This is a genomic window from Segetibacter koreensis DSM 18137 (assembly GCF_000374045.1).
Taxonomy (GTDB): Bacteria; Bacteroidota; Bacteroidia; order Chitinophagales; family Chitinophagaceae; genus Segetibacter; species Segetibacter koreensis.
On sequence record NZ_KB893314.1, the window covers coordinates 19,025 to 38,295 of the forward strand.

Here is a 19,271-nt window from a genome sequence, read left to right on the forward strand (position 1 = left end):
TTTATACAGGTAATATATGAACTTCAACTAAATCATTATCTTTAAATTCTTCCTTATTTTCCGGCAAACAAATTAGGCAATCTGCGTTAGCAAAAGAACTTAATCTATACGACTCTTGTGCGTCTAAGGCATACACAAATTTACCTTCTTTTTTTCCCTTTAAAAAATGAGTTAAACCGGTTTTTTTACTATAAGCTTTGCCTAAAATTAATTGTTCTGTCACAATGATACCTTTCCGCATTGTCATCTCTTCGATAGCAGGAATTACATATTCATAAAAACAAGTTAGTACAGATGATGGATTGCCTGGAAGTCCAAAAACCGAGGTCGCCTGCTTTTTACCAAAATACAGCGGCTTTCCCGGCCTTTGTTTAATCTTGTGAAACTTTTTTTCAATTCCACACAACTCTGCCGCTTGTAAAACAAAGTCATAGTCGCCTACACTTATGCCACCTGTCAACAACACAATATCTGATGTTTGTAAGGATTTTCTCAATGTTTTTTGTAAAACATCTATATCATCATCAACTACAATAACTTCTATTTTAAAAATATGCAGTTGTTGCAAAGCCGCCCTTAGAGTAAGTGAATTTGACTCATAGACCTGAGCCGCCTGTAACGGTTTGCCAGGTTGTTGTAATTCTTTCCCTGTGACTATAAGTGTTACTGCTGGCTTTGGATATACATTTAATTGAGCCACACCAATACCGGCAAGAAAACCAATAGCTGCAGGAGATAAAAAAGTGCCTTTTTTTAGTCCTAAGGCTCCTGCCGCTATTTCTGAACCTTTCTGCCTTACGTTGCTTCCTTGTACTAATTGCTCATCAAGTACTAAGAGTCGGTTATTTTCTACAGCGGTCTTTTCCTGCATTACAACTGTATCTGCACCTTTTGGTACTGGTGCTCCCGTAAAAATCCTGACGGCTTTACCGACTAAGTTTTCAAAGTTTACATCTACACCTGCTGGCACTTCGCCCGCTATTTGCAGTTTGTTGGCAGCAGAGTAATCACCAAATGCAAAGGCATAACCATCCATGGCAGATTGGTTAAATGCAGGTATATCAACAGAAGCATATATATTTTCAGCAAGCACTAATCCTGAAGCTTGTTGTAATGGAACCGTTACCGCAATCAAGGGTTCTGTATTGGTTCGGACAATATTTTTTGCTTCGCTTACTGATATCATTTATATAGGTATATATTAAGATCATGCTGCATTCATTCCAGTTTTTTATGAAAGGTTTTTTTCTGCAACCTGGTGAGTTACGGTAAAAGTGTGCGACGCAACAAAAGCATAATGAAAGTACCTATGCCGGCTACCCGTAAAATTTATTTTTTATCAGAGTGGCCCAGGCTTTTTTCAGGAGCAACTTTATCTCTAATCATTTGTTTCAACTCTTTTATATCAGGAAAACGACCCTGCTCTTTGCGGTCAAAAATTTTTTCATCGTTACAATAAATTACGTAGCTGCCGCTGACTTCAGCAGGTTGTAATGAAACCGATTTTACATCATCAGCAAAAGTAGTTAATATCTCCTGCGCCATATATGCCGCTCTTAAAAGCCAGCCACATTTTGGACAATATTCAATAGTAATGACAGGTTTCATTTTTATCCTCCAATTGCTATCATGCTACGGTTTTCAATTTCTTCTGAATGCAGATCTTCAAAGTTACCTGAAAATTGCCCTCCCAGTTCTTTGGCTTTGTTACTCACAGATTGTCGTATCAGCATTTCTATATCTTCACCGGCACGAAAGGCCGTTAATAAATCCATTTCGTCTTTTGAAAAAAGACAGTTTTTCATTTTACCATCTGCCGTCAAGCGCATTCGGTTGCAGGTACTGCAGAAAGGTGACGTCATAGTACTGATGATCGCAAAAGTGCCTGCATGACCGGGAACGATGTATTTTTTTGCTGTATCATTTGCTTCGCCCCTTAGCGGAAGAAATGAATACTCAGTCTCAATTATTTGAAGTATTTGCTGCCAGGTCAACACTTTATTGCTGGTCCATTTATTACCACTAAATGGCATAAACTCTATAAAACGGACGTGAACTGGCGTATCTTTTGTCCACTTGATAAAGTCCAGAATTTCATTATCATTTAACCCCTTCATTGCAACCACGTTAACCTTTACGTGTATTCCTTCCTCAATCAATAAATGTATGTTTTGCCAAACCCTTTCAAAATTGTTTCGGCGGGTAATCAGGTTAAACTTTTCAGGGTCTAATGTATCGAGACTTACATTAATGGATTTTATATTGGCATCGCGTAAAACACCAGTAAATTCATGTAAACGTGTTCCGTTTGTGGTTAATGTAAGTGTAACCGGGAATTTAGCAACAGAACGAATAATTTTATCGGCATCTTTACGTACAAGCGGCTCGCCTCCCGTCAGCCTTATTTTATTTACACCAAGTTTTACAAAGGTTCCCGCAATTGCCTCTATTTCATCTGCCTGCATCAGCTTTGAAGAAGGCGCAAATTTATAATCCTCTTCGGGCATACAATAAAAGCAACGCAAGTTGCAATTATCGGTGAGCGAAATCCGAAGATAATTGTGGGTTCTATTGTATTTGTCTGTTAACATTATTAAATAAAGTTAGACCGAAAAAATATTATCAAAATGTTTTTCCATAATAGATATAATTTTTTTCACTTTTTTTCTCTGTTATGGATATAAAATTCCTTCACGTCTGAGTCAATAATTTGTGCCAGCCTCATGGGGTCAACCGCGACACCTGCCTAAAAAATCATCGTAATTAAAATGCCTGTTTTTCCAATCGTAAGCTGTTTGCAATACCTCTATTATTAAATAGCCGGTTTGCCAAAGGCTGCATTTTAATCTCAAGCAAGTAAGAAGTCAAAAGAATTAGAACTATTTTGGTCAGATACAATAGGTAGAAATTATGTATAAAAGGGATATTTAACCAAATAAAAGGGAAATGAATTATGTAAACAGCAAAAGAAATAGAAGCAAAAATTTTAAATCTTTTCAAAATAATATCAAAACCTTTTAAATGACACTTCCACCATATTAAACCAATTAGTAAAAACAATAGCGCGTCTAAATAATAGTGCCAGTAAGTAGTAAAACGATATACCGCATTAACTTCACTCAAGGTTTGATGCTTAAAAAAATAACCGTAAATTATCGGCATACTTAAAAACACAAACATTATTAATAACGATACAAATACGGGAAGTAAATTTTTAAATGTAAAATCTTTATGAATTAAGTAAACCTCGGCACACGCTACGCCTGTCCACCAGAGTAAAAAATAAGTTATCACTAAAAAAAAATAATTGGGCGTTATTAAAAACAGAAACCAGCCAATTAAACAAATACATAAAATTATGTATACATGTGGAAACGGTATTTGAGATCGTTTTCTTTGTAAATAAGTAAATAAGGGAAAAAACATAACATAAAACCACCATTCATAGGATAATGACCACAAAGGAAAGTTTTTTAAATACGCGGGGACGATGTACCCGGGCTGTAGCTGGTCGTCTTGAAGCATAAAAATATTTCCCGCAAGAACTTTGAGATCAAAAAATGTAAGTCTACCTCCGTTGATCAAAAAGATAATGGTACTAATAGCCAGTGCTGCCAGGGTGATAGGATAAATTCTAACAAAACGTTTTTTGATATATTTATAGAAACTTAAATTCTTACTATTAGCAGCAGATAAATAAATAACAAAACCGGATAATAAAAAAAACAAAAGCACCGCTTCCTGGGGGTGCATAAATATTAATTTTAATACAAGGTGCTCGTTTTGTAAATGGTTAAATGCAACTATGTGATGTAACACAATATAAATAGCAACAAATCCTCTAATTGCTTCTAATTTTTCTATTTTCATTAATTAAAGCCCATTTAGTTTTTTAAAATCCTGTTATTTAGACACATCCAACATTTTTCAGAATCGATTAAAATTCTAAAACGATGCATCCTCTCAACAATATAGATATTGAGAGTTTATGATACAGAAATAAAAATTTAGAAAAACTTCTGCATTTGTTTGATAAGAAGCCATTCAACTATAATCAGGTAGTGTTAGTATGAAGAATAAGGCCAGATGGCTTACACCAGGAAGAAGTAAGTTTAGAAAAAGTATAAAGTGTCTCTACATTTTTTTAAAAAAAATGTGCGACTAAAATTATAGCCACACACTTTCTTAATGCATTTCTTTGGATGTTTAAGACGCCTTCGCCATCTGCCTTAAATAGGCAACATGAGAAACAATAGCCTGGCTCATTTTACGGTACTCAACATATTGGACACCATATTCCTGGCAAGCTTTCTTAATTATTTTGCTAATCTGGGGATAATGTACGTGCGAAATTTTAGGAAATAAATGATGTTCGATCTGAAAATTTAGTCCACCAACTAACCAAGAGATAAGTTTATTATTAGTTGCAAAGTTTGCTGTAGTCTTCAATTGGTGAATAGCCCATTCATCCTCAAGTTTACCGGTGTTAGCATCAGGCATTGGAAAATGAGTGTGTTCAACAGTGTGTGCGAGCTGAAAAACAATACTTAATATAAAACCCGTAACCGCAGTAAAACATAGGAAACCTATAAGCCAGTCGGTAAAACCAATTTTTATAATAGGAATTACAATAAACAAAGAATAATACACAATTTTGAATAACCAAAAACTGATATGATCGTTTAATTCCATTTTTTTAAGAGGTATGCCTTGTATCTTCTTTGAAAAATATTTGGTATAATCAGAAACGAAACTCCAGTAAAAGTGAAGAAGGCAGTACAGACACCAGAAGTACCAATGCTGGTAGTTATGTATAATGTACTTTTTTTGTGTTGATGCCATTCTTAAAAACGGCTTTGCATCAATATCATCATCAACTCCATCAATATTTGTATAAGCATGATGCACTACGTTATGCTTCATATTCCACATAAACGGGCTTCCGCCTAAAATTCCTAAAGTAATGGCGGCACATTTATTAATAAAAGGAGACTTGCTAAAGCTACCATGTGACCCATCGTGCATAATGTTAAAACCAATAGCAGAGATAAACCCCCCTAACAATGCGGATTCAAGCAAAGCAAAAACCACAGGCGGCGTAAAAAAGACCAGGTGAATGTACGTAATGGCTGTACCAAGCAGAAGAATTGCAGCTTTTAGATATAGGTTGTAGTTACCGGTTGTGCTTATTTCTGAGGTAGTGAAATAATCATTGATCCTTTTTTTTAATTCGGCGTGAAAAGATTGTTTCTGTGTAGCAAATTTGGGGGTGGCCATGATATAATATTTAAAAATCCGTTTTTTTGTGTTTAATGCTAGGTGTTAAGTGATTAAAGGTATAAGCTATGTAGCATGCTGAATAAAAGAATCAAAGGTTTTTACACCGATCACTTTTTTGGTTATATATCCTTCTGCATATTTTACGCCAATTCTTTTTCCCAGCATCATTGCCCTTGCCTTGACTGCTTCAAGAAACTCGGGACTTGATATATAAGTTTGTGGTTCGTCTAGGTCAGGATTGTGAAACTGGGTTTTATAACACAACACCGATTTTATTTTATATTCCATAAATTCTGAAATGTCAAAAACGAAATCAGGATGCAAAAAACGGTCTTGAATGTAGTGAAAAACATATTTTGGCCTCCACTCCTGCTGTTTTTGCCGGCCCATGTAAGTTTCTATTTTACGTAAACCGGATAAAAAAGCTGCATCTTGCACCAGTTGTGCACTGCGACCATGATCAGGATGACGATCTTCTGTAGAATTACATAAAATAATTTCCGGCCGGTATTTCCTTATGATCTCTATAACCTTTCTTTGATGGTTTTCGTCGTTTTGAAAAAAACCATCGGCCATTTCAAGATTTTCTCTGATAGTGACACCTAAAACTTTTGCAGCTGCTGCAGCTTCTTCTTTCCTTATCTCTGCACTTCCCCTTGTTCCCAGCTCACCTCTTGTTAAATCTACAACTCCCACCTTTTTCCCTTGTGCTATAGAAGCCAGAATAGTTCCTGAACAGCCCAACTCAACATCATCCGGATGAACACCAAAAGCCAGAATATCGAGTTTTTCAAACATTTTTTCGCCCATCATAAAGTGGCTGCAAGGTAAGTTTTTTGAGGCAGACTTATTGTTAATTAATTAAATAGATATTCACAGCCGAAGTAGAAGATAATAATTTTAGTGGAATTTATCGAAAATATGAGTCAGCTTCTTTGCCCATACATTCTTTCTACATCCTGTACTATTATTTCAATAGCACGGTCCTTGTCATTGGGGTCATAATTCTGTTTCAAATTGCTTCCAAATACAATAGCTATTGTTTGCCAAAAGCCGGCCGTGAAACCTCCCTTGTATTCGTGAATGAGATTATAACAGTTGTTTCCTGTTTCCCGGTAAATCAGTTTCATTAAAACCTTGCCCTGGTAAACAGAGAGGTTGGTAAGTTTGTTTGCAAACTCTCTTTTAAGATCCTTTTCCCTGGATTTTATTATTTTTCTGCGCTCATCTTTGTCAGTTACATTTACAAGAGCAGCATTTACTTCATTCATTACCTTTCCGGCGGCCTTGGCATAAGGGTAGGTAACATATACTGCATTGCGCAGGCGTGACCATTCTGCCCAGTAGCTACGCCACTTTTCCAGCATTACTGTTCTTACATTTACATCAGGCATTCGGCCACCGGGTATAGTATCTCCATCTACAATAAAGGCATACACCTTCATAGTATCATTCCGCGTCTCCTGTGCTTTTAGACTTTGCCCGAAAAAGAGCACAAAAACAACTGTTGTTAGGATAAACAGTATCTTAGAATTCCTGGGCATATATTATCTGGTAATATTAAATGTAAGATAATAGTACGAATATTTATGCTGCTTTATTATGAAAGTAACCGGAAATTTTGTTATTTATTTTTAAAAATACGGCGAGTAAATAATATAAAAAAACATATTTCAATAATGATTTTTTTTGCCTGCTCGTTAAATAAGCATTGTCACGTAGCTGAAATAAGTCTTTATCAACAAGAATTTAGACTTCTTCCACCAGGCGTTTCTTCTGTAAACCCTGCGGGCTTTTTCTCAACTGCTTTACCCTTTGCAGTATACTCATTACAATTCCGACTACCATAACAAGCACGCCAAGCCACAGAACGTTGATAAAGGGGAACTCATACGCTTTCAAGGTAACAAAATCCAATACCGCCGTACTTTCTTTTACCCCAATTTCAAGAAGCCCTTTTGACTGGTCCTTTACCTGGTTAAACATCAACACCAGGCTTTGTGCCATAACCGTATCAGGAATAGAATAAATGCTGCCATTCTTTACGTGTAGCAAAGGCATTGCACTAAAACGGCTTCCGTCTTTAGAAATTACCGTTATGTTAAGACCAATAGCTGTGTCGGTTGCCGCAAACTGATGTTTAGCGGTGGTAGGATTAACAGCAACATTATTTACAATCATCAATCCTTTTGAATAATAAATTGTATCGCCAACATGCACTGTTTTAGGCTGAAAAGAAGATGTATCAGAAGCTTTTACTTTTTCAGGATCACCTAAAAAAGTCAGGTAGGCAAAAATGTCCCGGTTCCAATAGTGCTTTGCAGATGGATTGGGCGTAACTCCTTCATTGCCTTTGTTATTTTCTATAATGTCGGGGTACAAATTGAAGTGATCATCGCCAGTCTTACTTTTAAAATTTATTTCATAGTAGCGCTTACGGTCCCTTTCATTTAGCGTGTCTTTTACATAAGTCACCATATACTTACCCATATCGGTAGAAAGCCCTTTTACCAAAGTGATATTTTCCAGCGGACTTTCTTTGTCACCCATTTTGAGGGGAGACATACCAGTGGTATTGTAACTAAGTACAGACTTTTTTGATGAGGAAATTAGTATTCCCAACAATATCATTCCAAAACCGATATGTGCAACTGATGCCCCTGCAGATTTCAATTTACCTTTTAATCCTATAAAAATGTACGAAGCATTTGCTATTACCGCATATACGGCAGCAAATACTCCAAGGTGAATGGCTATTAAAAACCCTTGCCCCTTCTTTTCATAATTAATACCTCCCCAGATACTAATAGCAATTGTTATAGCGACAGCGATTGCGGTAGGTAAAGCTACTTTTTTAAGGAAAAGGTCTTTAGGAGTGTTTTTGTATTTAAAGTATTGAGTAGTAGCAGTTAGAGTGCCGAGAATGATAGCGACAAATATTTGCACCTGGTTGTGAAAACCTTCAGGATCTTCTCCAACCGCCCATTTGGTGTTGATTAATTTATTAATTACCGGAAGCGACGTGATAATCATTATCACAAAGGCTGATAAAAAGAGAATAAGCGAACCGATAAACATCCAGAATTCACGGCTGTAAGTATTTTCTTCCTTAACAATCGTAGGTATTTTGTTATCACGGCTTAGTAACCAAAAGAATAATCCTATTGCGGAAAATGCTGAAATAAGAGAAAAAACAACAAAAAAGTAATTTAAAACATTCAGCCCTATAAAAAGAGCAGCAACCATTAAACGATGATTCTTTGTTTTTGCTGCAATAAAAGGTGGTATCCAGAAAAATACATTTAAAAACAGGTATAACTGCACATTCATCCCCAAGTCAGTAAATGCATGAACAGAAGTATCTCCCAATACGCCACTCCTAGTAAGGAAAGTAGAATATAAAATCAGCAAAAAGCTAAGGACGTAAAAAGCATAGGTGCTTTTTAAAGAATAACCGCTGCTGCGATAAATAAGATTTGTATGAAGGCCGGCAACCATAACAAGCCACGGCACAAGTGAAGCATTTTCTACCGGGTCCCACGCCCAGTAGCCGCCAAATGTAAGGCTTTCATACGCCCAGGCAGCACCCATCATAATGCCCACACCTAAAATACCTGTAGAAAAAGCAGCCCAGGGAATGGCTCGTTTTGTCCAGCCGATATGGTCTTTTTTCCATAACCCAGCGATAGCATAAGAAAAAGGCACAATGGTAGATGCGAAACCTAAAAACAACACCGGGGGGTGAATGACCATCCAGTAATTTTGCAGTAAAGCATTGAGACCGTTACCGTCTTTCCATAAAGTCAGGTAATCTTTTCTTAATAAGCCTGTTGTCGCATCTTTAAATATCGGTGCGCTGTCAAAAAAGTTTTCATGTCTCAATAAAACGAAAGGGCTGCTTCCAACCTTTGCTCCCCAGAAGTACAACCCGGCAAGCATGGTAGCAAGACAAAACTGTGCAAAACTGACCACTGTCATTACAGGCGCTTCCCAGGTTCTCGCTTTCCAGATCAGAATCCATCCCAACACACAATGCCAGAAGGTCCACAACATAAAGCTTCCCTCCTGCCCTTCCCAAAAGCAACTCAAAAGGTACTCCACCTGTAAGGCACGGCTGCTATGCTGCCACGCATACTTATATTCAAATAAATGAGAGGAAATAATATAATATAAAGAAATAAATATAGAAATAACCGAAATGGTTTCCAGAAAAAATGCAACTCGCGCGATACGTATCCAACTATTCTTTTCGGCCGGGTCGTTATTATTTGCAGCTTTATAAAAAGCAACGGTGGCTACCAAAGAAGCCACCAGAGAAAGCATAACAAAAAAATGGCCTGTCTGCCCCGGCAATAAATGTTCTCCAATAAATTCCATGAGTACTATTTAATTTCGTAGCGTTATTTAGATTTATAATTTGCAGCAGTTCCCAACTCTTTTTTAGCCGCGTTCATATCATCTTTATATTTTGAAGGGCACTTAAGCAGAATATCCTGGCATTCGAAATGATCTCCTTCCACCCTTCCTTTCAATACAATCCTTTCGCTTTTTTCTATGTCAGCAGGCTTTGTATTGTTGTAAATCACTTTTATGCTGTTACCTAATGAATCAACGGCGGTGAAGGAAAGATAATTAGGGTTTTTTATAGGATCATAATTCATAGAGTTTTTTTCCATTTTTGCGATTAGGTGCACAAACTTTCCCGGTTTTTCTTTGGCCGAAGTAACCGTATCATAGGTAGTAATATCACCCATAAAACTTATCAAAACTGCAATAGATATGGCTATTAGCACCAATAAAATTATGTGGATTTTTTTCATCGTTTTCTCGCTTTTCGCAAATGTAAGCCAAAAACGTGTGGTTCAAATATGGACGGCTACGTCCTATTGTTAAATTCTTTTGTTTTCTGTTTTTCAAGAGCAGAAACAATAAAAAGCAGCAAAAAAGAATAATTTAAAAATGATTTTATACAGCCTTTTGGGAATTTATCAGAAGGCTGTTTCGAGCATAATCTACTTACTCTTATTTGTAGCAAAACCGCTTGATTTCAATTGCTCAAACAGCCTTTGTACTTTTGGTATGGCACTTTCATCGTTCTGATCAAAAAACCAAAAAGCCTCCATTCCAAATTTGTTCATATAATTATTCTGCGTATCGCCTTGAGATTTGTATTCAGCAATTGTCCAATCATGTACAATCATGTAGCTCACCAAATTCATAAACCCAAACCGTGCTGTACGATGAAACGTAAAAACAGGAGCTTGTTTGTTTATTCTGCTTTCAGGATAATCCTTTAATCCGCTAAAGTTAAATGTATCGAGTTCTGGCGGGTTCATTTCTAAACCACCTAATACTATAGGCTTATTTTTGCCGACAAAACGCTTTACTGCACGCAAAGCCATCAGACTGGCGGTTTTATGATGACCATGCTGATCAGGAGTTGGAAGCAACACGAGCACATAATCGTAAGAGGTGCGGGACAAAATCTGGTCAAGTTTTTTTTCAATCATTGCTACGTCCCACTTTACACCTCCTACATAAGGCTTTGGATCTTGAGAATAGAAATCATCGACCTGGTCAAAAAAGAAAAAATTCCTGATACCCATTATTTTTCCTGAAGCCATCAGCTCCCTCTTTCTTATTGCTGGCAAGTATGTACGACCAATGGAAGAATCCCTCAAATTCAATCCATAATACTCTGACGCAAGCTCGGTATTTCTATACCCACCTTGACCGTCTGTCATAAGAGCCAGATCGGCAACTCCTTTCAGATCATGTACTATTTTATAAACAGTTACCGGGAAAGTGGTTTCGTCATCGGGATGAGAGGTAACGATAAGCACCTTGGGACCAGGATTAGATTGAGCAAAAATGGCAGCAAAAGAAAAACTTAAGAACAGGCAGGCGAGTAATTTTTTATACATTTATATGAGCTTGTGTTAAATAATCTTATTCATAAAGAAAAAGGACAGCAAAATAAAGCCTTCTAAAAATAAAGATTCATTATAAAAATCATGAAAAATAAATCAGTACTCTTTTTTTGTTACTGCATCTTTCTTTTGTCATCGTGTAAAAGCACAGGATATAAAGATAAAAAAACCGTAAAAGATCAATTAATCTTTACTTTAGAAAAGGTAACAGATAGCTTATATGCGCCACTTGCTTTAGAAAATGCGCATGATGGATCACAACGGATTTTTATAGCAGAACAAGCAGGAAGAATAATGATTTTAAAAAATGGAAGATTATTAAAAGAACCTTTCTTAAACATCAGATCGTTGCTTGTTCCAATGAAGAATGAATATATGGACGTGGGCATCCTAGGTTTCGCCTTTCATCCTGATTATAAAAATAACGGCCGATTTTTTGTTCACTACAGTGCACCGTCAAAAAAAGGTTTTGACAATACATCGGTATTAGCCGAATTTAAAGTATCAGCAAATAATCCGGACAGAGCGGACCCGCAGGGAAAAGTAATATTGGAAGTAGACCAACCGCAATCAAATCACAATGGTGGAAACATTGTTTTTGATAAAAAAGGTTATCTGTATATTGGTTTTGGAGACGGTGGCGGACAAGGAGATGCTCATGGCAATCCTGGCAATGGACAAAATTTGAATCAATTACTTGGAAAGATCATCCGTATTGATGTTGATCATAAAAGCCCTTACAGTATTCCTGCTGACAACCCTTTTGTCGGCAAGGAAGGGCGTGATGAGATATGGAGTTATGGCATGCGAATGCCCTGGCGCATTTCATTTGACGAAAAAACAGGAAAACTATTTTGTGGAGACGTTGGTCAGGACACTTATGAAGAAGTTGATATTATTGAAAAAGGAAAAAATTATGGGTGGCGCGCAATGGAAGGCTTTCATCCTTATGACAGCATTTTATATGAAAAAGGAGGCAATTTTGCTTTACCTATAACTGAGTATCCTCACAAAGAAGGAGTTTCCATAATTGGCGGTTATGTATACAGAGGCGAAAAATTTCCCCTATTGCAAGGGAAATATATTTTTGGCGATTGGGCATTTAAGGTTTTTTACCTCGAACAGAATTCTAAACAACAATGGATAAAACACGATTGCAAGTTTGAGGGAAAAGATGATAATAAGTTCGATTTTAGAATTAATAGTTTTGGTACGGATGAATCAGGTGAAATTTATATGGTAACTCAAAATGAAATTGGGGCAATTAATCGTTCGGGCGTTGTTTACAAAATTAAACTAGCAAATTCTGAGAAAGAATGAACTGAAATTTTCAGTACCGTTTGATTCTATGTTATTTATTGTCATCTATTTATTGGTAAATCATGACTTAGTTCCATTCCAACCGATGTTCTTGGTTTAAACCCTGTCCAATTACCATCATTGGAATTCTGCTTAAGGTCCAGGTATTTGCCGTAGTCTTTACCTTGCAAATAGATACCGAGAAATGCGGTTACAAAATGTTGGTTTACGTTATTAATTCGTCTTTCGTCCCAAACTGGTTCGGAATATCGGTAATATTCATCCAAACTCAAACCCTGTTTAAAACTTTCATACGGCGCGGGATTTGGAGCAACGTTATGGCGGGCGTTAACGTATGTAAAGAGATACCTGTCTGCATGTATAGCTTGTGTATAAATTGCCTTAATGCCATTTTCATACATAGAAATATCATCCTGGCTTCCAGCAACAAAAAATGTAGGCAGGTGTAACCCGCTAAGACCTACTGAATCCCATACTCCCGAAGCCATTCCCCACGGAGCAAAAGCTACTACTGCCTTTATTCTTTTATCCTGCGAATTGGCAAAAGCTTCATTGCCTGCGGCTCTAATTTTCAGTGCATCACTTCCGCCGGTTATTGACTGAAAGAAAGCTATTGCTTTTTTACTATATCCTGCACCTGTCGTATTTAATGCTCCATATCCACCCATTGAATAACCAATAAGCCCAGTTTTGGATGCATCTACTAATCCCGATAAAAAGCTTTTGCTTTGGGCCTGGCTTAACCGGTCCATCTCATCTAAAACAAATAACTGGTCTAAAGAGCGGTTTAGCAAAGTGCTGCTGAAATTTGCAGCATCTTCAAACGTAGATTCAGTATGACCTATAGATGCTACTACATAACCTTTGGAAGCGAGGTTCTCAGCGAGGTAAGTAAACAACAATCTTGATCCTGTAAAACCATGCGATAAAATAATTAAAGGAAAAGCTCCGGCAGAGCGATCAGGATTGGCATTTCGCAAACATCTACCCTTAAACGAAAAAGGGATCAAAGGTCTTTTTATATCACCTTTATTACCCATTAGCTCATGATATACTTCCATCTCTTTTTTATGAGCAGGAATTATAGCAGGGTACCAAACTTCCACTTTTAAGGTCCGATTGTATATAGGTACCACGCTATCTTTATAATGAAGAATATCAAGCTGATTTTTATGTAAAAGATTAATTGTCTGTACGCCTACATGAAAATTGCCTCTTTTTGACAATTCCGGAGCATCAGGTAAAAGATCACCGTAAATAAATTCAGAATTGTCTTTCTTTTCAGCACCTGTAACAGCAGATGTACCTAAATCATATTGTGCGTTTGCAGAAGAAACAAACAAAAATAAAAAAGCCAGACAAGACAAAAGAGACAAGAAATGTAATCGCATAGAGTGTACAATTAATAATCTATAATGGTAAAAAACGGTATTTAAAATAAAGTATAAAAAAATTTAAAAGTAATGTTAGAGATGGAAACGGTAAAACTAATATCTTAATAAGACATTACATTTTACGGTTTTAATCAATTCCGTTTTATTATCTTTTGAAAATATTCATTTTTATACTCATACATAAAAACACATTAATTATCCTTAAAATTTTATTAAAAATCAATTAAACGAAAAGTTAAATTAAAAAGTCCTATTTTTATTTTTTTAAATCAAAACTTTTGCACATGCCATCCAAATCTAGTTGGATAGTAAAGCCGGTACTAACTGCGCTCTTGCTATTTCTATTTAACTCTGTTTTTGCCCAAAAAACTGTAACGGGCAAAATAATTAACAAAGCCGGAAATCAACCTATCTCTGGCGCTTCTATCAGGATAAAAGGATCAAATACCGGTACACAAACAAACGATGAGGGAACTTTTTCAATTAATGTTCCTAAAAACAACAGCGTATTACAAATTTCTGTAGTAGGCTTCGAAAACATTGAAGTTCCTGTTAACAACCGTACCTCTTTAGGCACCGTATCATTAAATCCCACCACCTCTACCCTAAATGAAATAGTAGTAACCGGATACACAACCCAACGTAAAAAAGACATTACCGGTTCGGTATCGGTCGTAAGCGCCAAAGAACTGGTAGCCAACCCGGGGTCAAACGTAGAAAGTTTGCTGCAGGGTAAAGCATCTGGTGTTACAGTAGGTACGTCAGGTGTACCTGGTGCTGGCGCATCTATCAGAATTAGGGGTTTTACAACTTTTAACCAAAATGAACCTTTATATGTAGTAGATGGTGCCCGAGTCGGATCAATTTCAGACCTAAATCCTAATGATATTGAATCTCTCCAGGTATTGAAAGATGCATCATCTGCTGCTGCTTATGGTGCTGCCGCAGCTAACGGTGTTATTATTATAACAACCAAAAAAGGTAAGGGAAAGTCAAAAATAACTTATGACGCTTATTATGGTGTGCAATCTTTAACTAAGCAGTATGATCTTTTGAATACTGAAGAGTATGGCAGATATCTTTTACTACTTCAAAAAGGAATTCCCGGACAAACTAATACCACTTTCAATCTTGGACAATATAATGGCGGTCAGGCTTCTACTGCAACACCTGTTATTCCTGAGTATATTTTAGCTGGTACTGCAAGCGGTGTTCAGGCTGGCGATCCTGCTGCTGATCCGAGTAAATATAAGCTCGATTTAAATGATGTAAATGGAGAGGGCACTTATTTAATAGTTCCCGCAAATAAAACAGGTACAGACTGGATGAAAGCCGTAACACGGGCTGCGCCAATGCAAAGTCATAATATCTCTGTATCAGGCGGCAGTGAAACAGGAAATTACTTGTTAGGACTTGGTTATTATAACCAGGATGGTATCATTGATTTTACTGGTTACAAAAGGTATTCCGTACGTGCTAACACCAACTTTATTGTCAAAAACAAAATTCGTGTAGGGGAAAACCTCCAATTAAGTTACATTGATAACAGAGGTTTTGATAACCAAAGTGAAGGAAATGCTATCTCTATGGCTTATCGTATGCAGCCGATAGTACCTGTATTTGACCTCAAGGGGAACTTTGCAGGAACCCGCGGTTCAAACCTGGGTAATGCTTCTAATCCTTATGCTGACCGTTACCGCGGCAAAGATAACAAGGACCGTAAGGTGGGTATTATAGGTTCTGCCTATGCCGAAGTTGATTTCTTAAAATATTTTACTGCAAAGACAGTATTAGGTATGGATTACGGAAATAGCAATTATTACTATTTCAACGTGCCGGCTTATGAGAACGCAGAAGGCAGAGGTGGCATAGGTAATTTTGGTGAGGGTGAAAGTTATAATTACCAGATGACATGGTATAACACACTTAGCTTTCATAAGCTCTTCCTTAATAATCATGATGTTCGCGTTTTACTGGGAACAGAAATGGTTGAAGGTGCAGGACGCGGAGTAAACGCAAGCACCAATAATTATTTTTCATTCGACAGGAATTTCTGGCAGGTAAACTCCGGATTGAATACGACTCCTCATGGAGACAGCTATGAGTATCGTTACAGAAAGCAATCTCCTGTTATTGCAAAAGTGGATTATAATTACCTGGATAAATATTTATTAAGTGCCTCATTCAGAAGAGATGGTTCATCCAATGCTTTTGGTCCGACTAACAAATATGGTAACTTCTCCTCAGTTAGTGCAGGATGGCGTATTTCTGAAGAAGCATTTATGCATAATAAGATAAGCTGGTTAAATGACCTTAAGTTACGTGCCGGCTGGGGAACCCTTGGTAATGATAATATCAGGGATTTTGGCTTTCTTACTTCTTATTCTGCTGATCTTGGTAACGCAGGTTACCCCATTGATGGAAGCAATACAAGCTTTTCTCCAGGTTTAAGGCATAATACAATTGGCAATCCAAACATTAAATGGGAACAATCAGCTACTGTCAATGTAGGTTTAGATGCGACATTATTTCACAACAGCGTTAACCTGGTTGTAGATGTTTATAACCGCAAGACAACGGACTTGTTGTATGAAAGACAATTAGACCCTATTGCTTTTGGTAACGTAAGCAGGCAGCCCGTAAACATTGGTGAAATGAAGAACAAAGGCGTAGATATAGGCCTTAATTACAGAGCTAATGTAGGTAAAGACTTTAAGTTTGACGGAGGTGTAACTTTTTCTCTCTATAGAAACACTGTTGGAGATATAGCCGATCCATTTTTTGAAGGTAACAGATCAAGAATTGACCCATTCAACCGTTCTGTAACCGGACGGCCAATTTCAAGCTTTTACGGATATATAATTGATGGTTTCTTCCAAAACCAGGCAGAAGTAGATGCTTTGGAACAAGACAATAAAGGCATTGGCAAATGGAGATATAAAGACATTTCCGGACCGGGAGGCAAGCCTGATGGTAAAATAACGCCTGAGGATAGAACTTTTATGGGCAGTCCACATCCTAATTTCACTGCAGGTATAAACCTGAACGCTTCTTATAAAAACTTTGACTTTTCCACTTTTTTATATTGGAAAGACGGAGGAGAAATTGTTAACTATGTGCGCTATTGGACAGACTTCAATACCTTCCAGGGCAACAGGGACAAAAGAGTTTTGTATGATAGCTGGACACCAGATCACAGAAATGCTAAACTGCCTGTATTAGATGCTTCTGATGGTGCAAGTGGACAGGTTCCTGTCAGCTATTATGTTGAACCAGGAGGTTATTTAAGACTTAAAAACCTTTCAGTTGGATACACACTTCCCGCAAGTGTTCTTAAACGTTTTAATATAGACCGCTTAAGAATATACGTACAAACTCAAAATTTATTTACTATTACGAAATACACTGGTTTAGATCCTGAGATTACTACTCAGCAAGTAGGCAGAGGAGATTATAGACAAGCCAGGTCTGATGCTAATAGTTTAGGTGTAGACTACGGAAATTTCCCAACACCAAGAATTATAACAGGAGGTATAAACCTGACTTTCTAAATTAAAAACAGCTTAAAGATCAATAAAAATATATGAAAAGAAATAAATTTCAATTACTCGTTTTAGGCCTTACGCTTATAGCGGGTACGCTCATACTGCAGGCTTGCAAAAAAACCTTCTTAGATGCTCAGCCGTATGGTCAATATAGTACTGAACTTATTAAAAATAAAAAAGGTTTAGAAGGTTTATTGGTTGGAGCTTATGGGGTTTTAGACGGCCAAGGTGTATCAGGAGATTCATGGGAAACTTCTGCTTTAAATTGGGCAACTGCAGGCGTAGCAGCGGATGATGACTATAAAGGGACCGATGCAAATGACCAACCCCAGATGACTGAAGTGGAGCAATATAAATCTCAACCTACCAACCGATACTTTTATAACAAATGGCTGGCCGTGTACGAAGGGGTTTCGAGGTCAAATGATGTAATTCGGCTGGCGAATGATCCTGCGATTACTTTAACCGATGATGAAAAGAAAAACATCATGGGACAGGCAAGATTCTTAAGAGGTCATTTTCATTTTGAAGCAAAGAAATTGTGGAACAATGTACCTTACATTTCAGATTCAACCACAAAATATAGCAATACTGCAGATATATGGCCAAATATAGAGGAAGACCTAAAATTTGCATACGACAATCTTCCTGAAACGCAGGATTTGGCTGGAAAGGTAAATAAATGGGCCGCTGCCTGCTATCTTGCTAAGGCATACATGTACCAACATAAGTATATGGAAGCAAAAGCCTTATATGATATTATTACCGTTAGCGGTCAAACATCGCAAGGTAAAAAGTATGCTTTGCAGGATGCCTTCTGGAAGAACTTTGATGCATCTTTCGACAATAATTCAGAAGAAGCGTTTGGTATAGCAACAGCAGCTTCAGGTAATGTGGATGCAAGTGGTGAAGCATCTTTAGGCCTCGCTTTTCCTTATGGAGGAGATTTCGGTTGCTGTGGTTTCTTTCAACCTTCTCAAAACCTGGTTAATGCTTATAAAACAAGCGCTGATGGCTTGCCTCTCTTTAATACTTTTAATGATGCTGATCTTAAAAACGACGCAGGTTTAAAAAGTGAAGATCCTTTTCAAAATGATGTCGTTACTCCATTAGATCCAAGGTTAGACTGGTCAGTTGGCAGACGCGGTGTTCCTTTTTGGGATTGGGGTCCTCACCCGGGTTACTCCTGGATCAGGGATCAGAACTATGCTGGTCCTTTCAGCCCTAAAAAGCACATCTATTCTAAAAAAGATGTTGGTACCCTTACCTCTTCCGGATGGCATAATATAACTGCAAAAGATGTTTATTTAATCCGTTATGCAGATGTATTACTAATGGCTGCAGAAGCAGAAATAGAAGTAGGTTCGTTAGAAAAAGCGCGGGAATATATAAATATAGTTCGTGCACGAGCTAAAAACCCTGCCAGCTGGGTGCCAAATGCACCTGCGAACTATGTAATTAATATTTATACCACTCCGTTTGCAGATCAGACTGCAGCAAGAACAGCAGTACGTTTCGAAAGAAGACTGGAACTGGCTCATGAAGGTCATCGTTTCTTTGACCTCGTGCGTTGGGGCATTGCTGCTGAAACATTGAATACTTATCTTGCTAAAGAAAAGACTAAACGTATTTATAAGCAAACTGCTGTGTTTACTAAAGGTAAGAATGAGTATTTCCCAATTCCGGCAGCGATTATAGATGTAGCTGCAAAATATGGTAATACATTAAAACAAAACCCAGGCTACTAAAAATTAATATTTTAAACAAAAAGAGGTTGTCTTCCTAATCGAAGACAACCTCTT

General features: G+C 37.3%; 14 protein-coding genes. 3 read left to right on the forward strand and 11 right to left on the reverse strand.

Going from position 1 to position 19,271, the window contains the following annotated elements:
* Position 1 precedes the first annotated feature (1 nt).
* From B154_RS0100115 to B154_RS0100160, 10 genes are all read right to left on the reverse strand, one after another.
* Positions 2–1,186 (reverse strand): molybdopterin molybdotransferase MoeA, encoded by a 1,185-nt coding sequence (locus tag B154_RS0100115; protein WP_018610867.1) that lies wholly within the window; start codon positions 1,184–1,186, stop codon positions 2–4.
* A gap of 143 nt (positions 1,187–1,329) precedes the next feature.
* A complete protein-coding gene (locus tag B154_RS0100120) occupies positions 1,330–1,608 on the reverse strand; it encodes an Rdx family protein (protein ID WP_018610868.1) in 279 nt (92 codons plus the stop codon).
* Positions 1,609–1,610: 2 nt separating this feature from the next.
* A complete protein-coding gene (moaA, locus tag B154_RS0100125) occupies positions 1,611–2,591 on the reverse strand; it encodes a GTP 3',8-cyclase MoaA (RefSeq protein ID WP_026259856.1) in 981 nt (326 codons plus the stop codon).
* A gap of 172 nt (positions 2,592–2,763) precedes the next feature.
* Entirely contained in the window at positions 2,764–3,870 is a 1,107-nt protein-coding gene (locus B154_RS0100130; protein WP_018610870.1) for an acyltransferase family protein, read from the reverse strand.
* A 336-nt stretch (positions 3,871–4,206) separates the two neighbouring features.
* Positions 4,207–5,277: a fatty acid desaturase family protein gene (locus B154_RS0100135; protein ID WP_018610872.1), complete on the reverse strand. Its 1,071-nt coding sequence runs from the start codon at positions 5,275–5,277 to the stop codon at positions 4,207–4,209.
* A 66-nt stretch (positions 5,278–5,343) separates the two neighbouring features.
* Complete coding sequence (bshB1, locus tag B154_RS0100140; RefSeq protein WP_018610874.1) at positions 5,344–6,093, reverse strand: bacillithiol biosynthesis deacetylase BshB1; 750 nt, start codon at positions 6,091–6,093, stop codon at positions 5,344–5,346.
* A 113-nt stretch (positions 6,094–6,206) separates the two neighbouring features.
* On the reverse strand, positions 6,207–6,824 hold the full coding sequence (locus tag B154_RS0100145) for a DUF4294 domain-containing protein (RefSeq protein WP_018610876.1): 618 nt from the start codon (positions 6,822–6,824) through the stop codon (positions 6,207–6,209).
* A gap of 205 nt (positions 6,825–7,029) precedes the next feature.
* Entirely contained in the window at positions 7,030–9,657 is a 2,628-nt protein-coding gene (gene ccsA, locus B154_RS30380; protein ID WP_018610878.1) for a cytochrome c biogenesis protein CcsA, read from the reverse strand.
* Between the two features lie 23 nt (positions 9,658–9,680).
* Positions 9,681–10,100 (reverse strand): cytochrome c maturation protein CcmE domain-containing protein, encoded by a 420-nt coding sequence (locus B154_RS0100155; RefSeq protein WP_018610881.1) that lies wholly within the window; start codon positions 10,098–10,100, stop codon positions 9,681–9,683.
* 192 nt (positions 10,101–10,292) lie between these two features.
* Positions 10,293–11,204, reverse strand: coding sequence for a PIG-L family deacetylase (locus tag B154_RS0100160; RefSeq protein WP_018610884.1), 912 nt, complete (start codon positions 11,202–11,204; stop codon positions 10,293–10,295).
* Positions 11,205–11,294: 90 nt separating this feature from the next.
* On the opposite strand from B154_RS0100160, the gene B154_RS27265 reads away from it, so the two are divergent.
* A complete protein-coding gene (locus B154_RS27265; protein ID WP_018610886.1) occupies positions 11,295–12,530 on the forward strand; it encodes a PQQ-dependent sugar dehydrogenase in 1,236 nt (411 codons plus the stop codon).
* A 41-nt stretch (positions 12,531–12,571) separates the two neighbouring features.
* Here the strand turns inward: B154_RS27265 and B154_RS0100170 are convergent, their stop codons facing one another.
* Positions 12,572–13,921, reverse strand: coding sequence for an alpha/beta hydrolase family protein (locus B154_RS0100170; RefSeq protein WP_033410810.1), 1,350 nt, complete (start codon positions 13,919–13,921; stop codon positions 12,572–12,574).
* A gap of 287 nt (positions 13,922–14,208) precedes the next feature.
* On the opposite strand from B154_RS0100170, the gene B154_RS0100175 reads away from it, so the two are divergent.
* Both B154_RS0100175 and B154_RS0100180 read left to right on the forward strand, forming a co-directional pair.
* On the forward strand, positions 14,209–17,475 hold the full coding sequence (locus B154_RS0100175) for a SusC/RagA family TonB-linked outer membrane protein (RefSeq protein ID WP_018610890.1): 3,267 nt from the start codon (positions 14,209–14,211) through the stop codon (positions 17,473–17,475).
* A 32-nt stretch (positions 17,476–17,507) separates the two neighbouring features.
* Positions 17,508–19,217: a RagB/SusD family nutrient uptake outer membrane protein gene (locus tag B154_RS0100180; RefSeq protein ID WP_018610892.1), complete on the forward strand. Its 1,710-nt coding sequence runs from the start codon at positions 17,508–17,510 to the stop codon at positions 19,215–19,217.
* The last annotated feature ends 54 nt before the right edge of the window (positions 19,218–19,271 follow it).